This window comes from Pedobacter metabolipauper (assembly GCF_004362715.1).
GTDB classification, from domain to species: Bacteria; Bacteroidota; Bacteroidia; order Sphingobacteriales; family Sphingobacteriaceae; genus Pedobacter; species Pedobacter metabolipauper.
This window is the reverse complement of record NZ_SNYC01000004.1, coordinates 568,235-588,189: the sequence shown is the minus strand read 5'-3', so window position 1 is coordinate 588,189 and position 19,955 is coordinate 568,235. Positions and strand designations below refer to the sequence as shown.

Annotated in this window: 18 protein-coding genes; 5 read left to right on the top strand and 13 right to left on the bottom strand. The window is 41.5% G+C overall.

Translation table 11 applies throughout. The features are described 5' to 3' along the window. Nucleotides 1–2: 2 nt before the first annotated feature. Genes ATK78_RS09230 through ATK78_RS09215 form a run of 4 tightly spaced genes read right to left on the bottom strand, consistent with a single transcriptional unit; the run spans nucleotide 3 to nucleotide 5,717 of the window. Nucleotides 3–3,728, bottom strand: a complete 3,726-nt coding sequence (locus ATK78_RS09230) for a HAMP domain-containing sensor histidine kinase (protein WP_243732487.1) — start codon at nucleotides 3,726–3,728, stop codon at nucleotides 3–5. A gap of 41 nt (nucleotides 3,729–3,769) precedes the next feature. Then, nucleotides 3,770–4,651 carry an ACP S-malonyltransferase gene (gene fabD / locus ATK78_RS09225; RefSeq protein ID WP_133575798.1) on the bottom strand — a complete coding sequence of 294 codons (882 nt, stop codon included), beginning with the start codon at nucleotides 4,649–4,651 and terminating at the stop codon, nucleotides 3,770–3,772. A 21-nt stretch (nucleotides 4,652–4,672) separates the two neighbouring features. Beyond that, nucleotides 4,673–5,296, bottom strand: coding sequence for a GTP cyclohydrolase I FolE (gene folE, locus ATK78_RS09220; protein ID WP_133575797.1), 624 nt, complete (start codon nucleotides 5,294–5,296; stop codon nucleotides 4,673–4,675). A gap of 10 nt (nucleotides 5,297–5,306) precedes the next feature. Beyond that, entirely contained in the window at nucleotides 5,307–5,717 is a 411-nt protein-coding gene (locus tag ATK78_RS09215) for a 6-pyruvoyl trahydropterin synthase family protein (RefSeq protein WP_133575796.1), read from the bottom strand. Between the two features lie 86 nt (nucleotides 5,718–5,803). Between ATK78_RS09215 and mqnB the strand changes: the two genes are divergently transcribed. Together mqnB and ATK78_RS09205 are read left to right on the top strand one after the other, a co-directional pair. After that, nucleotides 5,804–6,436 carry a futalosine hydrolase gene (gene mqnB, locus ATK78_RS09210; protein WP_133575795.1) on the top strand — a complete coding sequence of 211 codons (633 nt, stop codon included), beginning with the start codon at nucleotides 5,804–5,806 and terminating at the stop codon, nucleotides 6,434–6,436. 34 nt (nucleotides 6,437–6,470) lie between these two features. Further along, complete coding sequence (locus tag ATK78_RS09205; protein ID WP_133575794.1) at nucleotides 6,471–7,316, top strand: menaquinone biosynthesis family protein; 846 nt, start codon at nucleotides 6,471–6,473, stop codon at nucleotides 7,314–7,316. Here ATK78_RS09205 and ATK78_RS09200 read toward each other — a convergent pair whose 3' ends face one another. The 7 genes from ATK78_RS09200 to ATK78_RS09170 all read right to left on the bottom strand — a co-directional run bounded on the left by ATK78_RS09200 (nucleotide 7,317) and on the right by ATK78_RS09170 (nucleotide 13,194). Continuing rightward, nucleotides 7,317–7,694 carry a hypothetical protein gene (locus tag ATK78_RS09200; protein ID WP_133575793.1) on the bottom strand — a complete coding sequence of 126 codons (378 nt, stop codon included), beginning with the start codon at nucleotides 7,692–7,694 and terminating at the stop codon, nucleotides 7,317–7,319. It abuts the gene before it with no gap. Between the two features lie 4 nt (nucleotides 7,695–7,698). Beyond that, the gene (locus ATK78_RS09195) at nucleotides 7,699–8,931 is read right to left on the bottom strand and encodes an ABC transporter permease (RefSeq protein WP_133575792.1); all 1,233 of its coding nucleotides are present in this window, start codon (nucleotides 8,929–8,931) and stop codon (nucleotides 7,699–7,701) included. 20 nt (nucleotides 8,932–8,951) lie between these two features. Next, the gene (locus ATK78_RS09190; RefSeq protein WP_133575791.1) at nucleotides 8,952–9,590 is read right to left on the bottom strand and encodes an MBL fold metallo-hydrolase; all 639 of its coding nucleotides are present in this window, start codon (nucleotides 9,588–9,590) and stop codon (nucleotides 8,952–8,954) included. Between the two features lie 16 nt (nucleotides 9,591–9,606). Then, nucleotides 9,607–10,188 carry a gliding motility lipoprotein GldD gene (gene gldD / locus ATK78_RS09185; protein WP_133575790.1) on the bottom strand — a complete coding sequence of 194 codons (582 nt, stop codon included), beginning with the start codon at nucleotides 10,186–10,188 and terminating at the stop codon, nucleotides 9,607–9,609. Continuing rightward, the gene (locus tag ATK78_RS09180) at nucleotides 10,189–10,932 is read right to left on the bottom strand and encodes a shikimate dehydrogenase family protein (protein ID WP_133575789.1); all 744 of its coding nucleotides are present in this window, start codon (nucleotides 10,930–10,932) and stop codon (nucleotides 10,189–10,191) included. An 18-nt stretch (nucleotides 10,933–10,950) separates the two neighbouring features. Continuing rightward, nucleotides 10,951–11,721 carry a phosphosulfolactate synthase gene (locus ATK78_RS09175; protein WP_133575788.1) on the bottom strand — a complete coding sequence of 257 codons (771 nt, stop codon included), beginning with the start codon at nucleotides 11,719–11,721 and terminating at the stop codon, nucleotides 10,951–10,953. Between the two features lie 69 nt (nucleotides 11,722–11,790). Next, a complete protein-coding gene (locus ATK78_RS09170) occupies nucleotides 11,791–13,194 on the bottom strand; it encodes a tetratricopeptide repeat protein (protein WP_133575787.1) in 1,404 nt (467 codons plus the stop codon). Nucleotides 13,195–13,477: 283 nt separating this feature from the next. Here ATK78_RS09170 and amaB point away from each other — a divergent pair, with 283 nt between their 5' ends. Beyond that, complete coding sequence (gene amaB / locus ATK78_RS09165) at nucleotides 13,478–15,010, top strand: L-piperidine-6-carboxylate dehydrogenase (RefSeq protein WP_133575786.1); 1,533 nt, start codon at nucleotides 13,478–13,480, stop codon at nucleotides 15,008–15,010. Here amaB and ATK78_RS09160 read toward each other — a convergent pair whose 3' ends face one another. Next, a complete protein-coding gene (locus ATK78_RS09160) occupies nucleotides 15,011–15,631 on the bottom strand; it encodes a GIN domain-containing protein (RefSeq protein WP_133575785.1) in 621 nt (206 codons plus the stop codon). Nucleotides 15,632–15,873: 242 nt separating this feature from the next. Between ATK78_RS09160 and ATK78_RS09155 the strand changes: the two genes are divergently transcribed. Further along, nucleotides 15,874–18,768, top strand: coding sequence for a DEAD/DEAH box helicase (locus tag ATK78_RS09155; protein ID WP_133575784.1), 2,895 nt, complete (start codon nucleotides 15,874–15,876; stop codon nucleotides 18,766–18,768). Between the two features lie 108 nt (nucleotides 18,769–18,876). Here ATK78_RS09155 and aat read toward each other — a convergent pair whose 3' ends face one another. Next, nucleotides 18,877–19,509 (bottom strand): leucyl/phenylalanyl-tRNA--protein transferase, encoded by a 633-nt coding sequence (gene aat, locus ATK78_RS09150; protein WP_133575783.1) that lies wholly within the window; start codon nucleotides 19,507–19,509, stop codon nucleotides 18,877–18,879. A gap of 70 nt (nucleotides 19,510–19,579) precedes the next feature. On the opposite strand from aat, the gene ATK78_RS09145 reads away from it, so the two are divergent. Beyond that, nucleotides 19,580–19,948 carry a YccF domain-containing protein gene (locus ATK78_RS09145; RefSeq protein WP_133575782.1) on the top strand — a complete coding sequence of 123 codons (369 nt, stop codon included), beginning with the start codon at nucleotides 19,580–19,582 and terminating at the stop codon, nucleotides 19,946–19,948. The last annotated feature ends 7 nt before the right edge of the window (nucleotides 19,949–19,955 follow it).

Here is a 19,955-nt window from a genome sequence, read left to right as displayed (position 1 = left end):
ATTTAAGATAGCGGGAAACTAATGTAAAATGTGGTCCCGACATTAATAAGGGATTCGAACGCTACTGTACCACCGGCATTCTCTACCGCTTGTTTCACAAATGCCAGGCCCAATCCCGTACCAGAAGATTTTGTAGTAAAATTAGGAACAAAGATCTTTTGCTGCAATGCCGTGTCAATTCCTTTTCCATTATCATCTACTTCAATGTATACGCGTTCATCATCGTTGAAGATCTTGATCTTGATCAGGCATTTATCGGTTTCACTTGCAGCCTCTATCGCATTCTTTAGCAGATTATTAAAGGTTCTTAACAGCTGGTCTTTATCACCCATAATTAAAACCTCAACGGTCGCCTTATTAAGAATATAGATCTCTACCTCCTCTGAATTGGTAAACACATTCCTGGCCTGCTCAATAATAGGAACCAGATCCAGTTTTTCCAGCTTCGTATCCGGCATTTTAGCAAAATTGGAGAATTCGGATGCAATCGTCGACAAGCTATCGATCTGTTCAATAAATGACTTATTAAAGCGCTCAAACTTCTGCTCAAAATTAGGATCTTTTTCCTTCCAGGATTTCTCCAGCAGCTGAACACCAAGCTTTAAAGGCGTCAATGGGTTCTTGATCTCATGAGCAACCTGTTTGGCCATCTCTCTCCATGCACTTTCACGTTCAGATCTGGCCAGCTTAACGGCACTGTCGTCAAGGGCAGCAATCATCTTGTTGTATTCTTTAATGAGCGAGCCGATCTCATCATGTCTGGACCAAAGTATGGGTTGGTTCTTTTGCCCTAATTTGGTCTTACGGATGCTGTCCTGGATAAAAGTAAGCGGACTGGTAATCTGGTTGGCCAGAAATACAGCCAAAATACCTATTCCAACAAATACCAGGGCGTAGATATTGATCAAAGTATTGATAAATACCCCTATTTTACTTTGATAATCTGCTTCGTTCGCATAATAAGGAACACCAATGTAAGCAACAGTCTCATTTTGGGAATCCCGGATCGGAGCATACGCAGAGGAGTAAACAAAGCGGTTATTGATCTTCTCCTGCGTATTTATAAATTCCGACCGCTGTAATTTGTTTAAGTTGATATATGCTTTAGAGCCCATCCTGCGCGTTAAGATCCCTGCATCATACATTTTAGGCAGAGACGTAAAGATCAAAACCCCACTGGTATCAAAAAGATTGAGATAGGCAGAATTGATATCGGCAAACTGGTTAAAGTCATTGATAGATTTATCATTCGGAAGCGGGATTCCTGTTCTCGCAATTTGCTTTTCATACGATTGCTGCACTTTCCGCAGCTTTTCTTTGATCAAATCTTCCTGCTGCCCACGGTACTCCTTACGGATGTAGAAATAGGTAGTCCAGCCAACAATAAGCAGGGTGGCCACAACAGAAAGTACAATAGAAAACTGGATCCTGGTTTTATACAGGATCTTGTTCGCGTTGATCATTAATGAACGGTTGATATTAAACCATCCGCCCCAGCTCTCATCAATATTTTTTAAGACCCAGATCAGGGTATAAATAGTTACGGAGAAAATGATAAATACCAGGAAGAAGAACGAAAGTGTAGCCAGGCGGATCACATAAGAAACATCCTCCTTACTGATTATAATTACTTTTGACGGTTCCGGAGAATAGATCAGGTGTGTATAATCCAGGTTCCGCTCCTTAATAAAAGTATGCGCACGAACCGGAAGGAATTTCATGCCCGCGGTGGTTAGTTTATACGTGTATTTACCCGTTTGGCTTTCTAGGCGCCCGTCTTTATAAAATGCAATTGAATAACTGGAATAGTCTGCATCGTTCTTAATGGTTTTATCAACCAGTATTTCAGGAAGCTGACCTTTGTAATTGTAAGGTTGTGATTTAAGAACAATGACCAGGGTTCCCATGATCCGGATGTTGTCGAATATAGGGATAATCGCAAAATAATTCTGATAGCCAAACGTATCGTTCAGGCGATAAAAGAAATTGGAATCATAAGCCTTAACAGAACCGGATTTTACCAGGTTCTTAAAATATGCTAAGGGCAGACCATCATGCCCGGCAATCGAAGAATCTACATTATTGTATTCATAAATGTTGTATTCAAACTTAGGCAGGTAATTTTCCAGGTATTGCTTCTCAATGTTCTTCTTAAGTTCAACTACACTGCTTAAAGCCGGCTGCTTGAAATAATTAATTACAAAATTATTGGATAAGATATCGGCTTCCAGGTTGTCAATGGCCGTAATTAGTTTCACGTCATCTGCAGATAGCCGCTGTGCAATAGTCAGGCGGTTACCCCGCTCCTTTTCATCAATAAAGCGCAGGTATTTGATCGAAGAGATAAAGGCGAGACAAAATAACAACGATGCAAAAATACCTATAGAAAATTTGTTCCTCCGCACGTAGAAGTCCCATCCAAGAATAAAAATAAACAGAGCATACGCAATAAAAAAGATGCTGAACCCAACTTCCAGCCGATACACAAAATAACCAATAACCGCCGCTGAGAATAAGATCAGCCGCTCTCTGTTGGTTACATTCAGCTGCAGCGTTTGCTGCATAAAAATACTTGCAATGATGTAAACATTAAACCAGGCAAGACATAAGACCACAATACTGATCCAGCTGATCCAACCCAGATTGATGATGTTGGTAATGTCAAAATCGATCTTGGAATTGATGATCAGGCCAAAAAAGATCTGGTCAAATAAGATGGCAATTCCACCAAACGTGATCAGAAGAATAATCTGGAAAATTAATCCGCCTGTCTTACTTCTGGTTAGCCAGCCAGGTAGTTTATATTGATCATTGTGCGTGTAAACAAACAACATTACCCAGGTAATCGCAATCACATTCAGCAGCAGGTCGCCAAGAGAAGGCAGAAAAAAGCTTTCTGCATAAACACTAGGATTAAATAACGACAGGTCAAACTGTCTGTTAAACCAGCCATACATCAGATCTGTGATCCGGATGGTTACAAAGAAAACAGTGATCAGTAAGGTGGCCGCATTTAAGTGTCCCTTTTTAACCAGCCAGGCACAAATAGAATTAAAGAACAAGCAGATACTAAAGATCCCAATTGCCCAAAGCCATATTTCTATAGTAGAATAAATACTCTTTGAATACCCCTGCTTAAGCTTAACCTCAAACAGCGGTTTCCCATTCAGGTCATGAATGTTATAGATCTCCGGATCAGAGAAAGAAGCCAGATCAAGCGCATTGGTTTGAGAGATATATCTGGAGATCTCATTCCCGAGAAATTTGTTCTCAATGCTGTACTGGGTTTTAACGTCAATTAAAAACACCAGGGTATATATTCCTGATGTTTTTTTAATCACCTCATACCGCCCGTTGGACAGCTGCAGAAAAGAAGAACCTTCCTTAAGCAGTTCGGGATTAGAAGGAATTGCCTTGATGGTACTCCAAAACTTTAATTCCCCATCCTGATAGGTTAAAATATTTATGCCTTTATCCCTGTAAAACTCAATGAAGTTAAGGCCATATTCTTCGTTTTTATGAAACTGTCTGGCCTTTTCAATCTCATTCTTATTAGCTAAAAAGTTATAAACCAGGCGTTCGTTGGCGGCAAGGTTTTTCTGAAGCTTCTCCGCTTCATAACTCAGCAATTCCTTTTTTGTGATCGAATGCTTTAGTGAAATTGCCGTAGCAATACAACAAATACCCAATATCAATAAAAGGAACCTGATTTTACCCCCTATACTCACGCCAAACAGTTTTTAATAAAGGTTATTAATAGTTGTTGTAATTACATCGAAGATGCCGAAATTGTTTTGAGGGTACGGTCTACTTTCTTTACCAAACCTTGCAAAACATTTCCAGGGCCAACCTCAATAAATTCAGAGGCACCATCAGCAATCATCCGTTCAATAGTTTGCGTCCATCTAACGGCTCCGGTCAGCTGTGTGATCAGATTTTCTTTGATCAGCTGGGGATCAGTATTCGGAGCAGGGTCAACATTCTGATAGATCGGACAAACAGGAGGCAGTATCGTTACATTTTCAATGGCTTCCTGTAATTCAACACGTGCAGGTTCCATTAGCGGAGAATGAAAAGCCCCACCCACATTTAGTTTTAAAGCTCTCTTGGCACCCGCATCTGTCAGTTTCTGACAGGCGATGTCAACGCCTTCAACACTTCCGGAGATTACGATCTGTCCCGGACAGTTGTAATTTGCGGCTACCACAACCTCATCAATTTCTAAACAAACCTTTTCAACCACTTCATCTGCAAGGCCAAGAATAGCCGCCATAGCAGAAGGCTGCAGCTCACAAGCTTTCTGCATTGCATTTGCCCGCGCAATAACCAGTCTTAAACCGTCTTCAAAAGACAATGCCGATGCGGCAACAAGGGCAGAAAACTCGCCCAGGGAATGTCCGGCAACCATATCCGGTTTAAAATCTGCACCCAGGGTTTTCGCCAGGATCACGGAATGTAAAAATATAGCCGGCTGGGTAACTTTAGTCTGCTTTAGCTCATCATCAGAACCAGAGAACATGATATCACTGATCCGGAAGCCAATAATTTCATTCGCCCGCTCAAACAAAGCTTTAGCTTGCTCATTTTCGTATAAGTCTTTACCCATGCCAGAGAATTGAGCCCCCTGTCCGGGAAATATATATGCTTTCATAACGTATTTTAATGGAATTGATTAATGTAAGTTGGCAGTGATCAGCCTTAAAAACTCCGCCCTCGTTTTATCTTTTGCAAATTCACCGGTAAACGCAGAGGTGGTGGTTACAGAATTTTGCTTCTGTATGCCGCGCATGGCCATACATAAATGCCTGCACTCTATAACTACGGCAACGCCAACAGGATTCAGGGTTTCCTGAATACAGTCCCTGATCTCGTTAGTTAGCCGCTCCTGTACCTGCAAACGACGCGCAAATGCATCTACAACCCTTGGTATTTTACTTAAACCGACGATATGCCCGTTTGGGATATATGCAATATGCGCTTTCCCAAAAAATGGAAGCATGTGATGCTCACACATCGAATAAACTTCAATGTCCTTCACAACCACCATTTGGCTGTAATCCTCTTTAAACATCGCACTGCGCAATATCTCTGAGGGATTAAGGTCATACCCATGAGTAAGGTACTGCAGGGCCTTAGCCACGCGCTCCGGAGTCTTTAAGAGTCCCTCACGCTCAGGGTCTTCACCCAGCTGACCCAGAATATCTTTATAATGATTGGCTACAGAAGCTATTTTACTGTCGTTATAACGGTCTATTTTAGTGTAGCTAATTTCTTCTTCGTCTAAATGATCATTCATATCTAAGGTATTAACCGAAATATTCTACAAAGTTATTCTCGGTTTCGTAAATTTTAATACAGTGTAATGCTGCGCCGGATTCGGCGATCAGATTGTGCAGCTCATCCCAGATCGCAATGGCAAGATTCTCTGTTGAAGCCAGCTTACCCTGCATAAAATCCACATCCAGATTTAAGTTGCGGTGATCAATCTTATCTACAACATAGGTATTGGTAATGTCTTTTAACCATTTAAGATCTACCAGGAAGCCAGTTTCCGGGTTAACCTCACCCTTAACGGTTACATATAGCTGGTAATTATGGCCATGCCAGTTCGGATTAGCACATTTTCCATAAACTGCCGTATTTTCGTCTTCCGTCCAATCAGGTCTGGAGAGTTTATGCGCCGCATTAAATGATGCTTTTCTAGTTATAAAAATCATTTATATTAGGTTATCGTTTGTGATATAACGAACAAATATACGTAGAAAGGTTTAAGTAGAAAGGTAAATAACTAACTTAGATCCCTATGAAACTTCTTATCGTTGCAGCAACACGGCCAGAAATCGAATTCCTGTACGAACAATTTAACCTGCCCAAAGTGGATTTTGTAAGAACGGATGAATTTGATGTGCTGATCACCGGCGTTGGGATGACGGCAACCGCATTCGCACTCGGGCAGCATTTAAATACCAGCTACAACCTGGTTCTAAACCTGGGCATTGCCGGCAGCTTCGACCGTACCATTCCATTGGGTAGTGTACTGAACATCATTTCTGATGAATTTGCTGAACTTGGTGCAGAAGATAAAGATGCGTTTCTTACCCTGGATGCCCTTGGCTTCGGACAAACTAAATATACCGCACATCACAACCTCTTAAACGACTATATCAAACGCCTTAAAAAGGTAAATGGAATAACAGTTAACTGTGTTCATGGAAATGAAGGCAGCATACGCTCCATAATTCAAAGGCTGGCACCCGTAACAGAAAGTATGGAGGGCGCAGCTGTGCTGTATGCCTGTACAAAAATTTCCATTCCCTGCGTCCAGGTTCGCAGCATTTCGAACTATGTAGAACCCCGAAACCGTGAAAACTGGCAAATTGGACTTGCCATAAAGAACCTGAACACCTGGGCAATTGGCTTTTTGACAAATACATAACCGAGCGGTTTTCAATAGTCCCTATATTTACCGCATGAAACTTAGTCTAGGCTTTTCTCCCTGCCCAAATGATACCTTTATATTCGATGCACTGATCCATCATAAAATTGATACGGAAGGCCTGGAATTCGAAGTATGCTTTGATGATGTAGAAACACTGAACCATAAAGCATTTAATGCGGAACTGGACATTACCAAGCTGAGCTTCCATGCCTTTGCACATTGTTATGAGAAATATGCGCTGCTGGATTCCGGAAGTGCACTCGGCTTTGGTGTAGGCCCGCTGCTGATCTGTAAGGACGAAACACACGTTCAGAACAGTACACATTTAGATGCCTCCTTAAAAGTGGGTATCCCAGGTAAATTTACAACTGCCAATTTCCTGCTTGGAATTGCATTTCCACACCTGACAAACAAACAAGAACTTGTCTTCTCTGACATAGAATCGTCATTGCTGGAAGAAAAGACAGACCTCGGACTGATCATCCATGAGAACAGGTTCACCTATTCGGAAAAAGGATTACACAAGATCGTTGATCTGGGCAGTTACTGGGAAAAACTAACCGGCTGCGCCATCCCGCTGGGCGGAATCGTGATCAACAGGAAGCTGGAAAGAAGCGTGCAGGAAAAAGTAAACCGGCTTATTCAAAAATCGGTAGAATATGCATTCAATGATCCAAAATCAGGCCTTGAATTTATTAAGCAGCATGCACAGGAGATGAGTGAAGAGGTGATGTATAAGCACATCGAACTGTACGTAAATCAATACAGTGTTCAACTTGGTACTGAAGGCAGAAAGGCAATCGATGTGCTTTTCAATATGGCACAGGAAAAAGGGCTGATTGAGCCTTTAAAACACAGTATTTACCTGATCGGTTAATTAATTACAGGGACCGTCAGGAATCTCTTTAGTGATCTTAAGTACCTTGGTTACCACCATAGTAGAATCAAAATCAGCAGATACGATTAGGCTATCTGATTTAATCAGGTGACATTCTACCTCGATATATACCGGCTCATATGGCTTTTCAAAATTAAAGTTACTGTAAGAAAGCTCAAGCGTCTTGGCACTATCGGCAACCCAGTATTCCCGGCCCTCTTCACAATCGGTAAAAGACTTGATCTCAGGACCATAACTATACAAACCTTTTAGAATTTTTACAGTACCCTTTTCATCCGCTGCATCTTTTTGATTACAGGCAATAATCACTACGGAAAGTGCCAGGATTAAAAATAAAGATTTATTAAATAGCTTCATAGGATTACAGATCTTGATTCAAATGGTTTATTTTCTTAACGCTCAAATTAGCTGACAAAGCTGATGCCACAAAAGAAAATATACTTACGGTTAAGAAGACCAGTAAGAAATCTGTCCATTTAAATGCGACTGGGTACGCATTTGGAATCAGCAAATTCTCTTGCGACATTTTAACCAGACCAAATTCACGCTGCACTAAACAAAAGATAAATCCAATCAGAAGGCCGAATAGGCAGCCCGTCATGGTAATCATCATTCCTTCGAATAAAAATATCCGTTTAATGAGCTTCTTTCCAGCTCCCAGACTACTCAAAATCGCAATATCTTTTAGTTTATCAATCACCAGCATGGTCAATGATCCGATGATGTTAAAAATAGCAATAATTAAAATAAAAGTGAGGATAATATATACCGCCCATTTCTCACTCCCCAGGATATTATAAAGAACCTTATTCTGCTGGATCCGGTCCTTTACTTCAAAATTGGCACCGATGCGCTGTTCAATCTCCTCCTTAAATTTATCGACATTGATCCCTGGTTTTAAATTAATCTCTATGGCAGAGATCTTTTCCGGTTCGCCCAGCAGCTTCCGCGCAAAGCTCAACGGAACAATTGCCAGGTTATCAAAGTCCTGCTGAACCTCAAAAACACCCGCTGTGGGAATGGATAAAATGGTAAAATCATCAGCGGGATTAACCGAACTAACTTTGGTTCCCTTTTTAGGAGAAAAGATCTGCAGCTGGTCAAAGGGATTGGCCACATTAACCATCAGGTAAGTCTGAATGGCAGAACCGATCACGGCACAATCTCCGGCACTGTTGTTCAGCAGAAACTTTCCTTCCAGGGTAATGCTGTCTAAGCTTTTATTTTTTAAGTAATCTGCACTTACACCTTTAACCAGGGCAACGGATTGCTTGTCATTATACCGGAGCAATGCATTTTCAGACAAGACCTCAGTATAAGAGTAAATATCCTTATTTCTTTTTAGCGCATTAAAATACGCAGATCCGGGAGAGAAGGTCTTTCCAGCTGCCGGTGAGATCACAATTTCAGGAGTAATGGTATTAAACATCTTCAAAACCACTTCACCAAAGCCATTGAATACCGATAAAATAGTGATCAAAGCAGCACTTCCTACAAATACACCCACTACAGAAATTGTAGAAATGATATTTATAGCATTGGTAGATTTTTTAGCAAAAAGATACCTGCGGGCTATGAAAAATGGTGTATTCAATATGTACTGCTTAACGGTTATTATTGTAAAAATGGATTGGTAAGTTTCTCATATCCAATAGTTGTCGGTTGTCCGTGACCAGGATAAACTTCGCAATTATCGGGCAATTTAAACAAGTTATTCTTTATACTGCTAATTAACTGCGCATGATTACCTCCCGGCAGGTCAGTACGGCCAATGCTATTGTAAAACAAAACATCGCCACCAATCAAAAAGTTGTCTTCCGCAGCATAAAAACATAAATGTGCCGGAGAATGTCCAGGTGCAAAGATCAGTTCAAGCGTACTGTTTCCAAAGGTAACTGTTCCCGTTTCTTCCAGAAAAACCTCAGGCTCCGGAGACAGCTCATAACGAAGTCCCATTTGTGGAAGGTAACCCGGAATGGCCTGCAGTACAAACAGCTCACCACGGTGAAACTGTGGCTTTAAACCCCAGTTATCGTAAACAAACTTGTTTCCGAAAACATGATCGTAATGACAGTGTGTATTTAGTAAAAGAACAGGCTTCAGTTCCTTTTCTTTGATAAAGCGGACCAGGATATTTTGTTCTTCCCCATCGTACATGCCCGGATCGATGATGACACATTCACCCGTTTCATCAAATAATATATAGGTGTTTTCCCGAACCGGGTTAAAGGTAAATCTCTGAATGCTGATCATTTTATTATAGTAAATGCTAATTTTTCCATTTAAAGGTACTGATCATCCGGTCGATATCTTTTTTAATAAAATTAACAACCGGCTGGATCGAATCGTACTGCGGACGCTCATTAAAATATAAAGCGCCCCTGAAATAATGCTTCACGCTGTCTGTTAAAAAAAATTGTACCGAAGAAGCCGTATTGCCTTCTATCGCATAATAGATGCCATAAACCTTTTTCTCCGGATAATTGATCAGTCTCTGATCAATTGCATTTGCCTTCACTGTATGTTTAAATGCAAATGTCCGCGCATCTTCAACCAGCTCTGCATATTCTTTTTGGGATAAGACATCGTAATATGTTAAATGAAGATTTCCATTGAAACGGGGAAAAGAAAGGTTATACCAGCATGAATTTGTGTTGCCGGCCCCATCATGGGTCATTTCCGTATAAACAGGATAGTCAAACGTAAAAGGACAGCCGGTATCAAATTTTCTATATTCCTTTTTTGGGAATTCGATATGAAAATAACCTCTCGGTTTTGGAGAATAGCTGTTTCCGGTACATGCAGCAAGTACCATCGCAATTAAAAAGGAAAGGATCAGGAGCTTTTTCATCTATTTGTTCCAAATATACCAGGAATGTTCAGCTTGCAGGTAAAGCATTTCAAGACCATTCTTGATCTCCGCACCATGTTCACGCGCTTTTTGCAAAAACACGGTATCTTCCGGATTGTAAACCAGGTCATAAGCCAGGTGTATTTCAGATAAGGAAGCATATGGAATCTCCGGGCAGCTATCTATATTTGGAGACATACCCAGAGGGGTTGTATTGATCAGCAGCGTATATTCCTGAAGTAATTCAGGAGTAACTTCAGCATAGCTGACCGAATCTGCACCGGGCTTCCGGCTAACGACAAGAAAAGAAATATTAAGGGTCTTTAGTACATACTTTACTGCTTTAGCAGCACCGCCATCACCAAAGACCAGCGCTTTTTTATGGTGATCCTTTAACAGAGGCTCCAGGGATGTGCGAAAGCCAAAGGCATCCGTATTGTAACCTTTTAACCAGCGTTTACCGTCATTATTCAAAATTGAAATACAATTTACAGCACCAATCTGCAATGCGGCATCATCAACTTCATCCAGAAAACGGATCACATTTAATTTATGGGGTATCGTTACATTTAGACCCCGCAATTCGGTATGATCTGCCAGCAGTGCCGGCAGAAGTTCAATATCTTCAATGGGAAACAGATCATACTCACAGTCAGCAATCTGCTCCGTCTCAAACTTGTGGGTAAAGAACTTCTTTGAGAATGAATGTGATAACGGGAAACCTATTAATCCAAATTTTCTCATGGTCTGGTAACTCCCGGATTACAGGTTAGCAAGATCCAGGAAATGATCAAAAGTGTCGCCTCTTAAACCAAGTCTGATGGTTTCCAATGGAATCACTTCAGCAGGTGCAATATTCCCTAAGTTCACATTTGTACCCAGTAATTTGATGAACCAAACCTGTTGTTCCTTTTGGGGGGCTTCCCAAATGATCGCCTCTTCAGGAATTTGCGTAAGGATCTCATCTACCAGGCCTTCCCTAACCTCACCAGAACCCCTGTAAATGCCAACATTACCACCTTCTCGTGCTTCCGCAATAACTTTCCATGAACCCGCATCAAGCTCAGCCTGCATCAGCTTAATCCATTTGTAAGGCGCAAATATTTTAGCAGCGTCTTTAGAGCCAACTTCAGAAATTACAGTAACCTGTTTAGACAGCTTTTGGATATATTCACATTTCAGATCGTGATCAATGGTGATCGAACCGTCAGAAACTTCAACATATTCCATGTTAAACTGATCCAGCACACGTCTGTAATCGTCAAATTGATTCCGGATAATAAAAGCCTCGAAAAGTGTTCCCCCAAAATAAGTGGGGATACCTGCCGATTTATAGATCGCTAACTTCTCCTTTAAATTAGGGGTAACAAAAGAAGTAGCCCAGCCTAACTTTACAATATCACTATGTATGCCGGCAACGTCAATAAAATCTTCTGTTTGTCTTAAGCTTAGTCCTTTATCCATGACCATTGTAATTCCTTTGTTGCGTGGTTTTACAGGCCTTTCTGGTATATTATTAAGTGGGTAATTCATATTGATGACAAAGGTGAAAAAAAATCGGACAGTTTTTATCAGTAATATCTAATAAAAACCATCCGGTTTTTATTTTATAAAACGGCTGATCACTTCAAGTATAGAGCCGTTCTGTTGTAATTGGGGCAAATATTCAAATAAAATGTGGTGCTTCTCCGGATCCGTTGCCAATGCAGTTTCCAGATAGATCAACGCTTCGTTCTTCTCACCAAGGGCAAAAAGATACGCAACCATACGATAATATAGTTCAGCCGCATCCGGGTTGTTCTTGATGGCCTCAGAGATGGTCTCAGAAGCTTCCAGCAACTTACCCTGCTCGTATAACACGGTTGAATAATCAAGCCATGCTTCTACATCAACAGGATTATATTCCAATACCTTAGAATACGCCTCTACAGACAGTTCGATCTGCCCAAGTTTATAATACGCATCCGCCATGGCAAACCAGAAATCTGCATTTTCATCATCCAGTTCAATGGCTTTTTTATAGAAATGAAGGGACTCAAAGAAGCGCTCTTCAAAATTAAGCGTCACACCAATTCCAAACCAGGCATCAGCCATCTTGGGATCCATCTTTACAGACTTTTTATAGTATGACCGCGCTTCATCCATAAGCTCCAGCTTTTCATAGCATTCGCCAATCGCACAATACGTATCTGCATTGGGCTTTTCGTACTCAAAGGTTTGTTTATAAACTTCAATCGCCTCAGAAAAACGGTCCAGCTGAACCAAAGCATTGCCTTTATTGTAGTATGCAGAAGCAAAGTTATCTTTAATTAAGATCGCATAATCGTACGCATCAATTGCCTTTTCAAACAGATCAAGCTTATGGTACGAATTGGCCAGGTTATACCAGGCCGCGTATGAATAAGGGTCTTTATCAATATACTCCTTATAAAATTGTATGCTTTCTTCCTGCTTATCCAGAATATCGTAACAAAAAGCAAGCTCATACAGGCCGTCCTTGTTTTCCATATTCTGCTCTAAACTCTGCTTAATGTATACAATGGCGTGCTCGTAATCAAGCATATTCTGATATACATACGCAATCTGAAGCAAAATCTCGTCTGTGGTTTCCGAAAACTCCAATGCCTTCTGGAAATTATCCAGTGACTCCGAATAACGCTCCAGGCTATTGTAAATGTTACCTCTTAAAATGTAGATCTCCGGCTCGGAAGCTTCCAGCATCTCTGCTTTCTGAAGCGCAAGAAAAGAACGGTCAATCTGATCGGTAACAAAAAACAACTGGGCTTGTTTAACCAGAAAAACCGCAGCATAAGGATGCTGGTTCAAAGCGTACTCAATAACCTGAAGTGCTTTTACAGGATCGCTCTTTTCGATGTAGTAATCGATAATATTTTCAAAAGCCTGGGCGTCAAAAAAATATTGATCCTGATTACGTATCATCTCTTCGTAGCGTTCTACAGAACGCTGTGCATCATCACTAAAATCAAAATAAAATTCCTCTTCCATATATCGACTGATTAAGAACAGATCCCTGCGTTAAATATACTTTATAAGTTTACAATATTATTCACACAAAACGGCAAATAATTTTCAACATACACACACCCTTTAACCTAAACTACTGATAATAATAGGGGTTACCCCGCCCCTTTTTTAGAAGATTTAACAAATCAGTATAGGTGGTAAGGGATTAGGATCTGATTATTTTACAAAATAACGTAACTTTATTTTAGAGATCGTAATATTCAGGTCTTTTTTTGTTGCTTTGTATATCAACTATAAACTAGTTATGGAGCAAAATATCACCAAAGTTTTAAAAAACTTAAATATTCTGGATCTAAACCCGGCGTATTGCACTGGAAGCCAATGGGCTTCAATAACGGATAGAAAAACACTGGACAGCTATTCTCCGGCAGATGGAAACAAGATTGCAGGCATTCAGACAGCTACAGAAGCAGATTACGAAGAGGTATTGAAAAAAGCAGAACAGGCATTTCTTTACTGGCGCAGCTTACCTGCTCCGAAACGCGGGGAGATCGTACGCCAGTTTGGCGATGCACTCCGCGAAAATAAGGAAGACCTCGGAACCCTCGTTTCTTATGAAATGGGTAAAAGCCTGCAGGAAGGGCTTGGAGAAGTTCAGGAGATGATCGACATCTGCGACTTTGCTGTCGGCCTTTCCAGACAACTGTATGGTTTAACCATGCACTCGGAAAGACCAAACCACCGCATGTATGAACAGTGGCACCCCATGGGCATTGTAGGGATCATCTCCGCATTTAACTTCCCCGTTGCCGTGTGGAGCTGGAATACCGCACTGGCCCTGGTTTGCGGAAATGTATGCGTCTGGAAACCCTCCTCAAAAACACCATTATGCGCAGTTGCATGTCAGCATATCATAGCCAAAGTACTTCAGGCAAATGACCTTCCCGAAGGGATCTGCAGCCTCATTATCGGAAATGCCGTTGGCGATCTGATGAACAACGATAAAAGGATTCCCTTAATTTCATTTACAGGATCAACCCGTATTGGCCGGATCGTATCAAGTGCCGTTGCCGGAAGGTTTGGACAGACCATCCTGGAACTTGGCGGCAACAACGCCATTATCATCTCTAAAGATGCCGACCTTGACATGTCCATTATAGGAGCCGTATTTGGTGCCGTAGGTACTGCCGGACAGCGCTGTACTTCTACCAGGAGGCTGATCATCCAGGAAGATATTTATGATGATTTTAAAGAAAAATTAGTCAAAGCATATGGACAGCTTCGTATTGGCAATCCACTGGATCAGCACAACCATGTAGGTCCGCTTATTGATACCGCAGCAGTGGACATGTACAACCTGGCCATCCAAAAAGGAATCTCAGAAGGTGCTAAATTTGTTGTAGAAGGTGGTGTGATCACCAATGAACCCTCCGGATGCTATGTAAAGCCTTGCGTAGCAGAGGTCGAAAATCGTTATGAGATCGTTCAGGAAGAAACCTTTGCACCAATCCTGTACCTGATCAAATATAAAACGCTGGAAGAAGCTATTGAACTACAGAATGGTGTTCCGCAGGGACTATCATCGGCAATCATGACGTTAAACCTTCGTGAAGCAGAACTGTTCCTTTCAGCGGCAGGATCAGATTGCGGTATTGCCAATGTAAACATCGGAACATCCGGTGCTGAGATTGGCGGGGCATTTGGCGGAGAGAAAGAAACCGGTGGTGGCAGGGAAAGCGGATCAGATGCCTGGAAAGGATATATGCGCAGGCAAACCAATACCATAAATTATTCAAATACCCTGCCGTTAGCGCAGGGTATTAAATTCGATCTTTAATTATTTCTTCTGATCCATAATGGATTTCGGAAGGTGCATTGCAGCCAGTGACTCGGAAGTAAAACGCTCCATGTTCTTACATTTAAACCGGCCCAGGTCTGCATTTGCAGATTCTTTAGCAATAAGCGTGTGCTGATCAGCAGCACCGCTTAATTTTAAGCTCGCATTGCCCTTAATGATCGTATACAAACTGCCGGTTACTGCATTTACATTAGCGGTAGCATAATCTTTCAGAAAGATCTGAAGGTATTTTACATTGAACCTTCCGCTGGTTACCACTGCTGAATTTTCTGATGCATCAATCCGCTGCAGATCATTCACAGAAACCGTAACCATCACCTGGTCTACTTCTGTTGAACTGATCATCAATATCAATCCTTTTTTCTGGATCCTAGTCTTCTCCGGATTAAAATGTGTATCCACCTCAACACCCGGTGTTGTAGATTGTACCAGCACAACCTTTACATTTCCAGAAACAAGGATCTTGTTGAATGGAAGCCCTGCAGTAATAGCAGAGGTTGCGTCTTTGTTGTTGTCAACTGCAAGCGCAGGAACTGTTGCTGAAACCATCACCCCTGCAATCAGAACCAATGAGAAAAATGTTTTTGTTAGAGTTTTCATATCTTGAATCATTTGAGATTTTTAAGCTGTTTTGGTAATAAGACGCTGATAGAAGAAAAACGTTGCACCCACCTTCACTTCATTATACAAGGCTTTGATAATTCCCGACGAACTGCCCATTTTTTTCGACCAACACGAACAAAAAATCAGATAATGAAACGCGTACTTTGAAAGGACATCAATTTGATGTATGTTTAGAGATTTTTAATGCTTTAACTTTCTTTCTTTTTAATCTTTAGCCGATGTTACGCGTAGATAGTTCCAAACCTTGCAAAATTGTATATTCACTATGTAAGCATGCGTATTTGGGTTATCTGATAGAGCCTCACATCGTCCAGCTGAATCCACAGGGCGATTTTTCATTGACCTACCAGCGTATCTTTTCACATACAGCACAGGAATTCACTAAGCACCTCTCAGAACAGGACCTTAAACTGATCCGGATGCTGGATGAAACCGAGCAGGATACCATCATCAAAAAATACCATAAAAAAGCCATCCGTGCAGTAGAGTTCTTCAGCAAATTCTTTGACGATAAGTTTTATGAAAATGTACGCCCTAAAATAGAAAAGAAACTGTCCGAAGTACTCGAGATCATTAAGGCCGGCGGATCACTCTACCTAATGGATAATGACGGCTGGCCGGCAGAACGTAAAATAGAAATCGCTGAAGAGGCCTCCACCGTCCTGTTTCACTTCAGACGAAATGAACTCGAAACACGCTACTTCCCAACCATTAAATACCAGGGACAACGGATCGACTTCATGTTTAAAGATGCACAGGTGGTAAGCAACCAGCCCGCATGGCTGCTGCTTAATGACATCCTTTACTTTTTTGAACAGGACATAGAAGGAAAGAAACTGCTTCCTTTTTTAAACAAACGCTATATTACCATCCCAAAAGCAACAGAAGAAACTTATTTCGAGAAATTTGTAAGTCCCCTGATCGAGAAATACCACGTATACGCAGAAGGATTTGATATCAAAACCGTTAAGCATGAACCCACCCCTGTAATCAAAGTGATCTATGTAGACGGAGGAATTTCACAACTTCAGCTATATTTTAATTACGGTGAGTATGCATTTGCGATGGGGAATGATAAAAAAGTAACCGTCCGCCTGGCCAAAGAAGAAGACAATTATGTGTTTACCCGGATTAAACGGGACATTGTCTATGAACTGGAAAAGTTCAATACCCTGGTGCGCATGGGGCTAAAAAAAACAAGTGCTCTTTTCCACAATCTGGAAGTTGCCAATAACCAGGAAGAAGGTCTCTCTTATGCGGTCATCAATTGGGTAAATGAGCATATTGAGACCCTAAGATCCTGCGGGTTCGAAATTGAGCAGCAAAATGGGGTAAAGAAATTCTTACTGGCCGCCAATAAAATTGATTTTGAGATCAAGGAAGATAACGATTGGTTTGACATCAACGCCATTGTTTATTTCGGGGAGCATCCCATTCCGTTCATGTCTTTAAAGCAGCATATTCTCCATAAAAGACGGGAATTTACATTGCCCGATGGCGCAATCGCAATCATTCCGGAGAAATGGTTTACACAGTACAGCAGTCTGTTCAGCCTGGCTGATGGCAGTAAATCGTTACGGCTTAAAAAACACCATCTGGGCCTCATCAATGAACTTGCAGAAGACAGCATTACCAATGTAACTTTAAGCAGGAAGCTGGAACGCCTGAACAATTTTGAGAATATAGAAGATGTACAAATGCCTGTTCATTTCAAAGGCGACCTGCGCAGTTACCAGAAGGCCGGCTATAACTGGTTCAGCTTTTTAAGGGAATATAACTTTGGCGGATGCCTTGCCGATGATATGGGTTTGGGTAAAACTATTCAGACGCTGGCTATGCTCCAGAAACTCAAAGAAGAAGATGAGGAAAAGGCAACCCACAGCACCTCATTGATCATTATGCCGACCTCATTGATCTATAACTGGCTCAATGAAGCAAAAAAGTTTACACCTAAGCTAAAGATCCACTCCCATACCGGTACCACAAGAGATAAGGACATCAGCATCTTTGCCGCATACGACATTGTGATCACCACCTATGGTATAACACGGGTTGATGCAGAATTGCTCCGCGATTTTTACTTTAATTACATCATCCTTGATGAGAGTCAAAACATAAAAAATCCGTCCTCAAAATCATTTAAGTCAGTACGCTCCCTGAAATCTAAAAATAAACTGATCCTGAGTGGTACACCAGTAGAAAATTCGGTTAGTGATCTGTGGACACAACTTACCTTTCTGAATCCCGGAATGCTGGGTACCCAATCCTTTTTTAATGAAGAGTATGTCCAGGCCATTGAGAAACGAAAGGATGAAGAAAAGGCCCGTAAACTACAGGCCATCATCAAACCCTTTGTACTGCGGAGGACAAAAGAACAGGTAGCCGCAGAGCTGCCTTCAAAAACAGAGCAGATCTTTTACTGCACCATGAGCGAAGACCAGGCAGAGCGTTATGAAAAAACAAAGTCTGCTTACCGGAATGATCTCCTGAGCAGTATGGATGATGGTACATATGCTAAGAAACAGGTACAGCTATTACAAGGCTTAACGGCACTGCGTCAGCTGGCCAACCACCCGGTTATGATAGACGATACGTACGCATCCGATTCAGGAAAGTTTGAGAATGTGGTGCATACGTTAGACAATGTACTTAAAGGCGGCCATAAGGTGCTGATCTTTTCACAATTTGTCAAACACTTAAATATCTTTAAAAGCTATTTTGAAAAGGAATCCATTGCATTTGCATACCTGGATGGATCAACAAAGAACAGGGGTGAGATCGTTGCGGATTTCCAGCAAAACACAGACCTGAAAGTATTCCTGATCTCCATCAAAGCAGGTGGTGTCGGCCTAAACTTAACCCAGGCTGATTATGTATTCATACTTGACCCCTGGTGGAACCCTGCCGTTGAACAGCAGGCCATTGACCGGACGCACCGGATCGGACAGGAAAAGAAAGTATTCATCTACAAGTTCATAGCCAAAGACACGGTAGAAGAGAAAATCCTAGCTTTACAAAACCGCAAGAAAAGGCTGGCCAGTTCATTAATTACTACCGAAGAAAGCTTCTTTAAATCACTAAGTAAAGACGATATCCGGGAAATTCTCAATTAGACAAACCGGGTATTATTGAATTACACGAGTTAAAGATCTTTCAATCACACACCCTGCAAATCTTTCAACCAGTGTGGAGGAATGCTGGATCAGTCGCGCCAACCGCATTTAATTGCCAAGCACGGCATCATATTGCTCACGCGAAATCATTACCGCGCCCAGGCTCAGCAAATGGTCATTGGGAAGCTGGCAGTCAATCAGTTCAAAGTCCTTATTCTGGCACAGCCAGATCAATGCTGTTTTTGATGCATTGCTCTCCAGGCTGAACATACTTTCACCACAAAAAACGTGATCAGTCAATACACCATACAACCCGCCTGCCAATACTCCATTATGCCATACCTCTACACTCGAAGCATACCCGTGTTCATGCAGGTTGATATAAGCATCCTGCATCTCTTTGGTAATCCAGGTTCCGGGCTGATCTTTCCTTCCAATCTTAGCACAGTTCAGGATTACATCAGTGAAAGCCTGGTTATAGGTAACCTTAAAAACATCAGAGCGGATCAGTTTAGCCATGCTCTTACTCACCTTGATCTGATCCGGATAAATGACACAGCGCTCATGAGGAGAATACCAGCAAATGGGATCATCCTCACTAAACCACGGAAAGATGCCGTTCTGATAGGCCAGTAATAACCTCGGCAAACTCAGATCGCCGCCAACAGCAAGCATCCCATCGGGATCCGCAAGAGAGGGATCAGGAAAAACAAGTTCATCGTCGGGTAATCTAAAAACCATTTACAATGATAAACAATACTTATTAATGTAACTAAATCCGTTATTTTTGATCTCATCAAAAAGCAGAAAAATGAATTTTATCGGCAACTTGATCTGGATTATTTTTGGCGGCATCTTTATATTCTTCGAATACATCATCGGCGGTTTAATATTATGCCTTACCATCGTAGGTATTCCTTTTGGAATCCAATGCTTTAAATTTGCAATCGTCGGCCTCGCACCATTCGGCGTTAAAATAACAGATACCTCCTCCAATACCGGATGCCTGTCTACCATTATGAATATCATCTGGCTGCTGTTTGGTGGGTTCTGGATTGCGTTAACGCACTTGTTTTTCGGGTTGCTGTTCTGTATCACCATTATCGGGATCCCTTTTGGCAGGCAGCATTTTAAGCTGATGAACCTGGCCTTTACCCCCTTTGGAAAATCAATAAGTTAAAAGCTGC

Bases quoted from the DNA above. Each gene is read 5' to 3' on its own strand.
- aat (WP_133575783.1), bottom strand. From the start codon at position 19,509: ATGGTTTTTAGATTACCCGACGATGAACTTGTTTTTCCTGATCCCTCT.
- ATK78_RS09175 (WP_133575788.1), bottom strand. From the start codon at position 11,721: ATGAATTACCCACTTAATAATATACCAGAAAGGCCTGTAAAACCACGC.
- amaB (WP_133575786.1), top strand. From the start codon at position 13,478: ATGGAGCAAAATATCACCAAAGTTTTAAAAAACTTAAATATTCTGGAT.
- ATK78_RS09145 (WP_133575782.1), top strand. From the start codon at position 19,580: ATGAATTTTATCGGCAACTTGATCTGGATTATTTTTGGCGGCATCTTT.
- ATK78_RS09190 (WP_133575791.1), bottom strand. From the start codon at position 9,590: ATGATCAGCATTCAGAGATTTACCTTTAACCCGGTTCGGGAAAACACC.
- ATK78_RS09200 (WP_133575793.1), bottom strand. From the start codon at position 7,694: ATGAAGCTATTTAATAAATCTTTATTTTTAATCCTGGCACTTTCCGTA.
- ATK78_RS09155 (WP_133575784.1), top strand. From the start codon at position 15,874: ATGTTACGCGTAGATAGTTCCAAACCTTGCAAAATTGTATATTCACTA.
- fabD (WP_133575798.1), bottom strand. From the start codon at position 4,651: ATGAAAGCATATATATTTCCCGGACAGGGGGCTCAATTCTCTGGCATG.
- ATK78_RS09180 (WP_133575789.1), bottom strand. From the start codon at position 10,932: ATGAGAAAATTTGGATTAATAGGTTTCCCGTTATCACATTCATTCTCA.
- ATK78_RS09160 (WP_133575785.1), bottom strand. From the start codon at position 15,631: ATGAAAACTCTAACAAAAACATTTTTCTCATTGGTTCTGATTGCAGGG.
- ATK78_RS09215 (WP_133575796.1), bottom strand. From the start codon at position 5,717: ATGATTTTTATAACTAGAAAAGCATCATTTAATGCGGCGCATAAACTC.
- ATK78_RS09205 (WP_133575794.1), top strand. From the start codon at position 6,471: ATGAAACTTAGTCTAGGCTTTTCTCCCTGCCCAAATGATACCTTTATA.
- gldD (WP_133575790.1), bottom strand. From the start codon at position 10,188: ATGAAAAAGCTCCTGATCCTTTCCTTTTTAATTGCGATGGTACTTGCT.
- folE (WP_133575797.1), bottom strand. From the start codon at position 5,296: ATGAATGATCATTTAGACGAAGAAGAAATTAGCTACACTAAAATAGAC.
- mqnB (WP_133575795.1), top strand. From the start codon at position 5,804: ATGAAACTTCTTATCGTTGCAGCAACACGGCCAGAAATCGAATTCCTG.
- ATK78_RS09170 (WP_133575787.1), bottom strand. From the start codon at position 13,194: ATGGAAGAGGAATTTTATTTTGATTTTAGTGATGATGCACAGCGTTCT.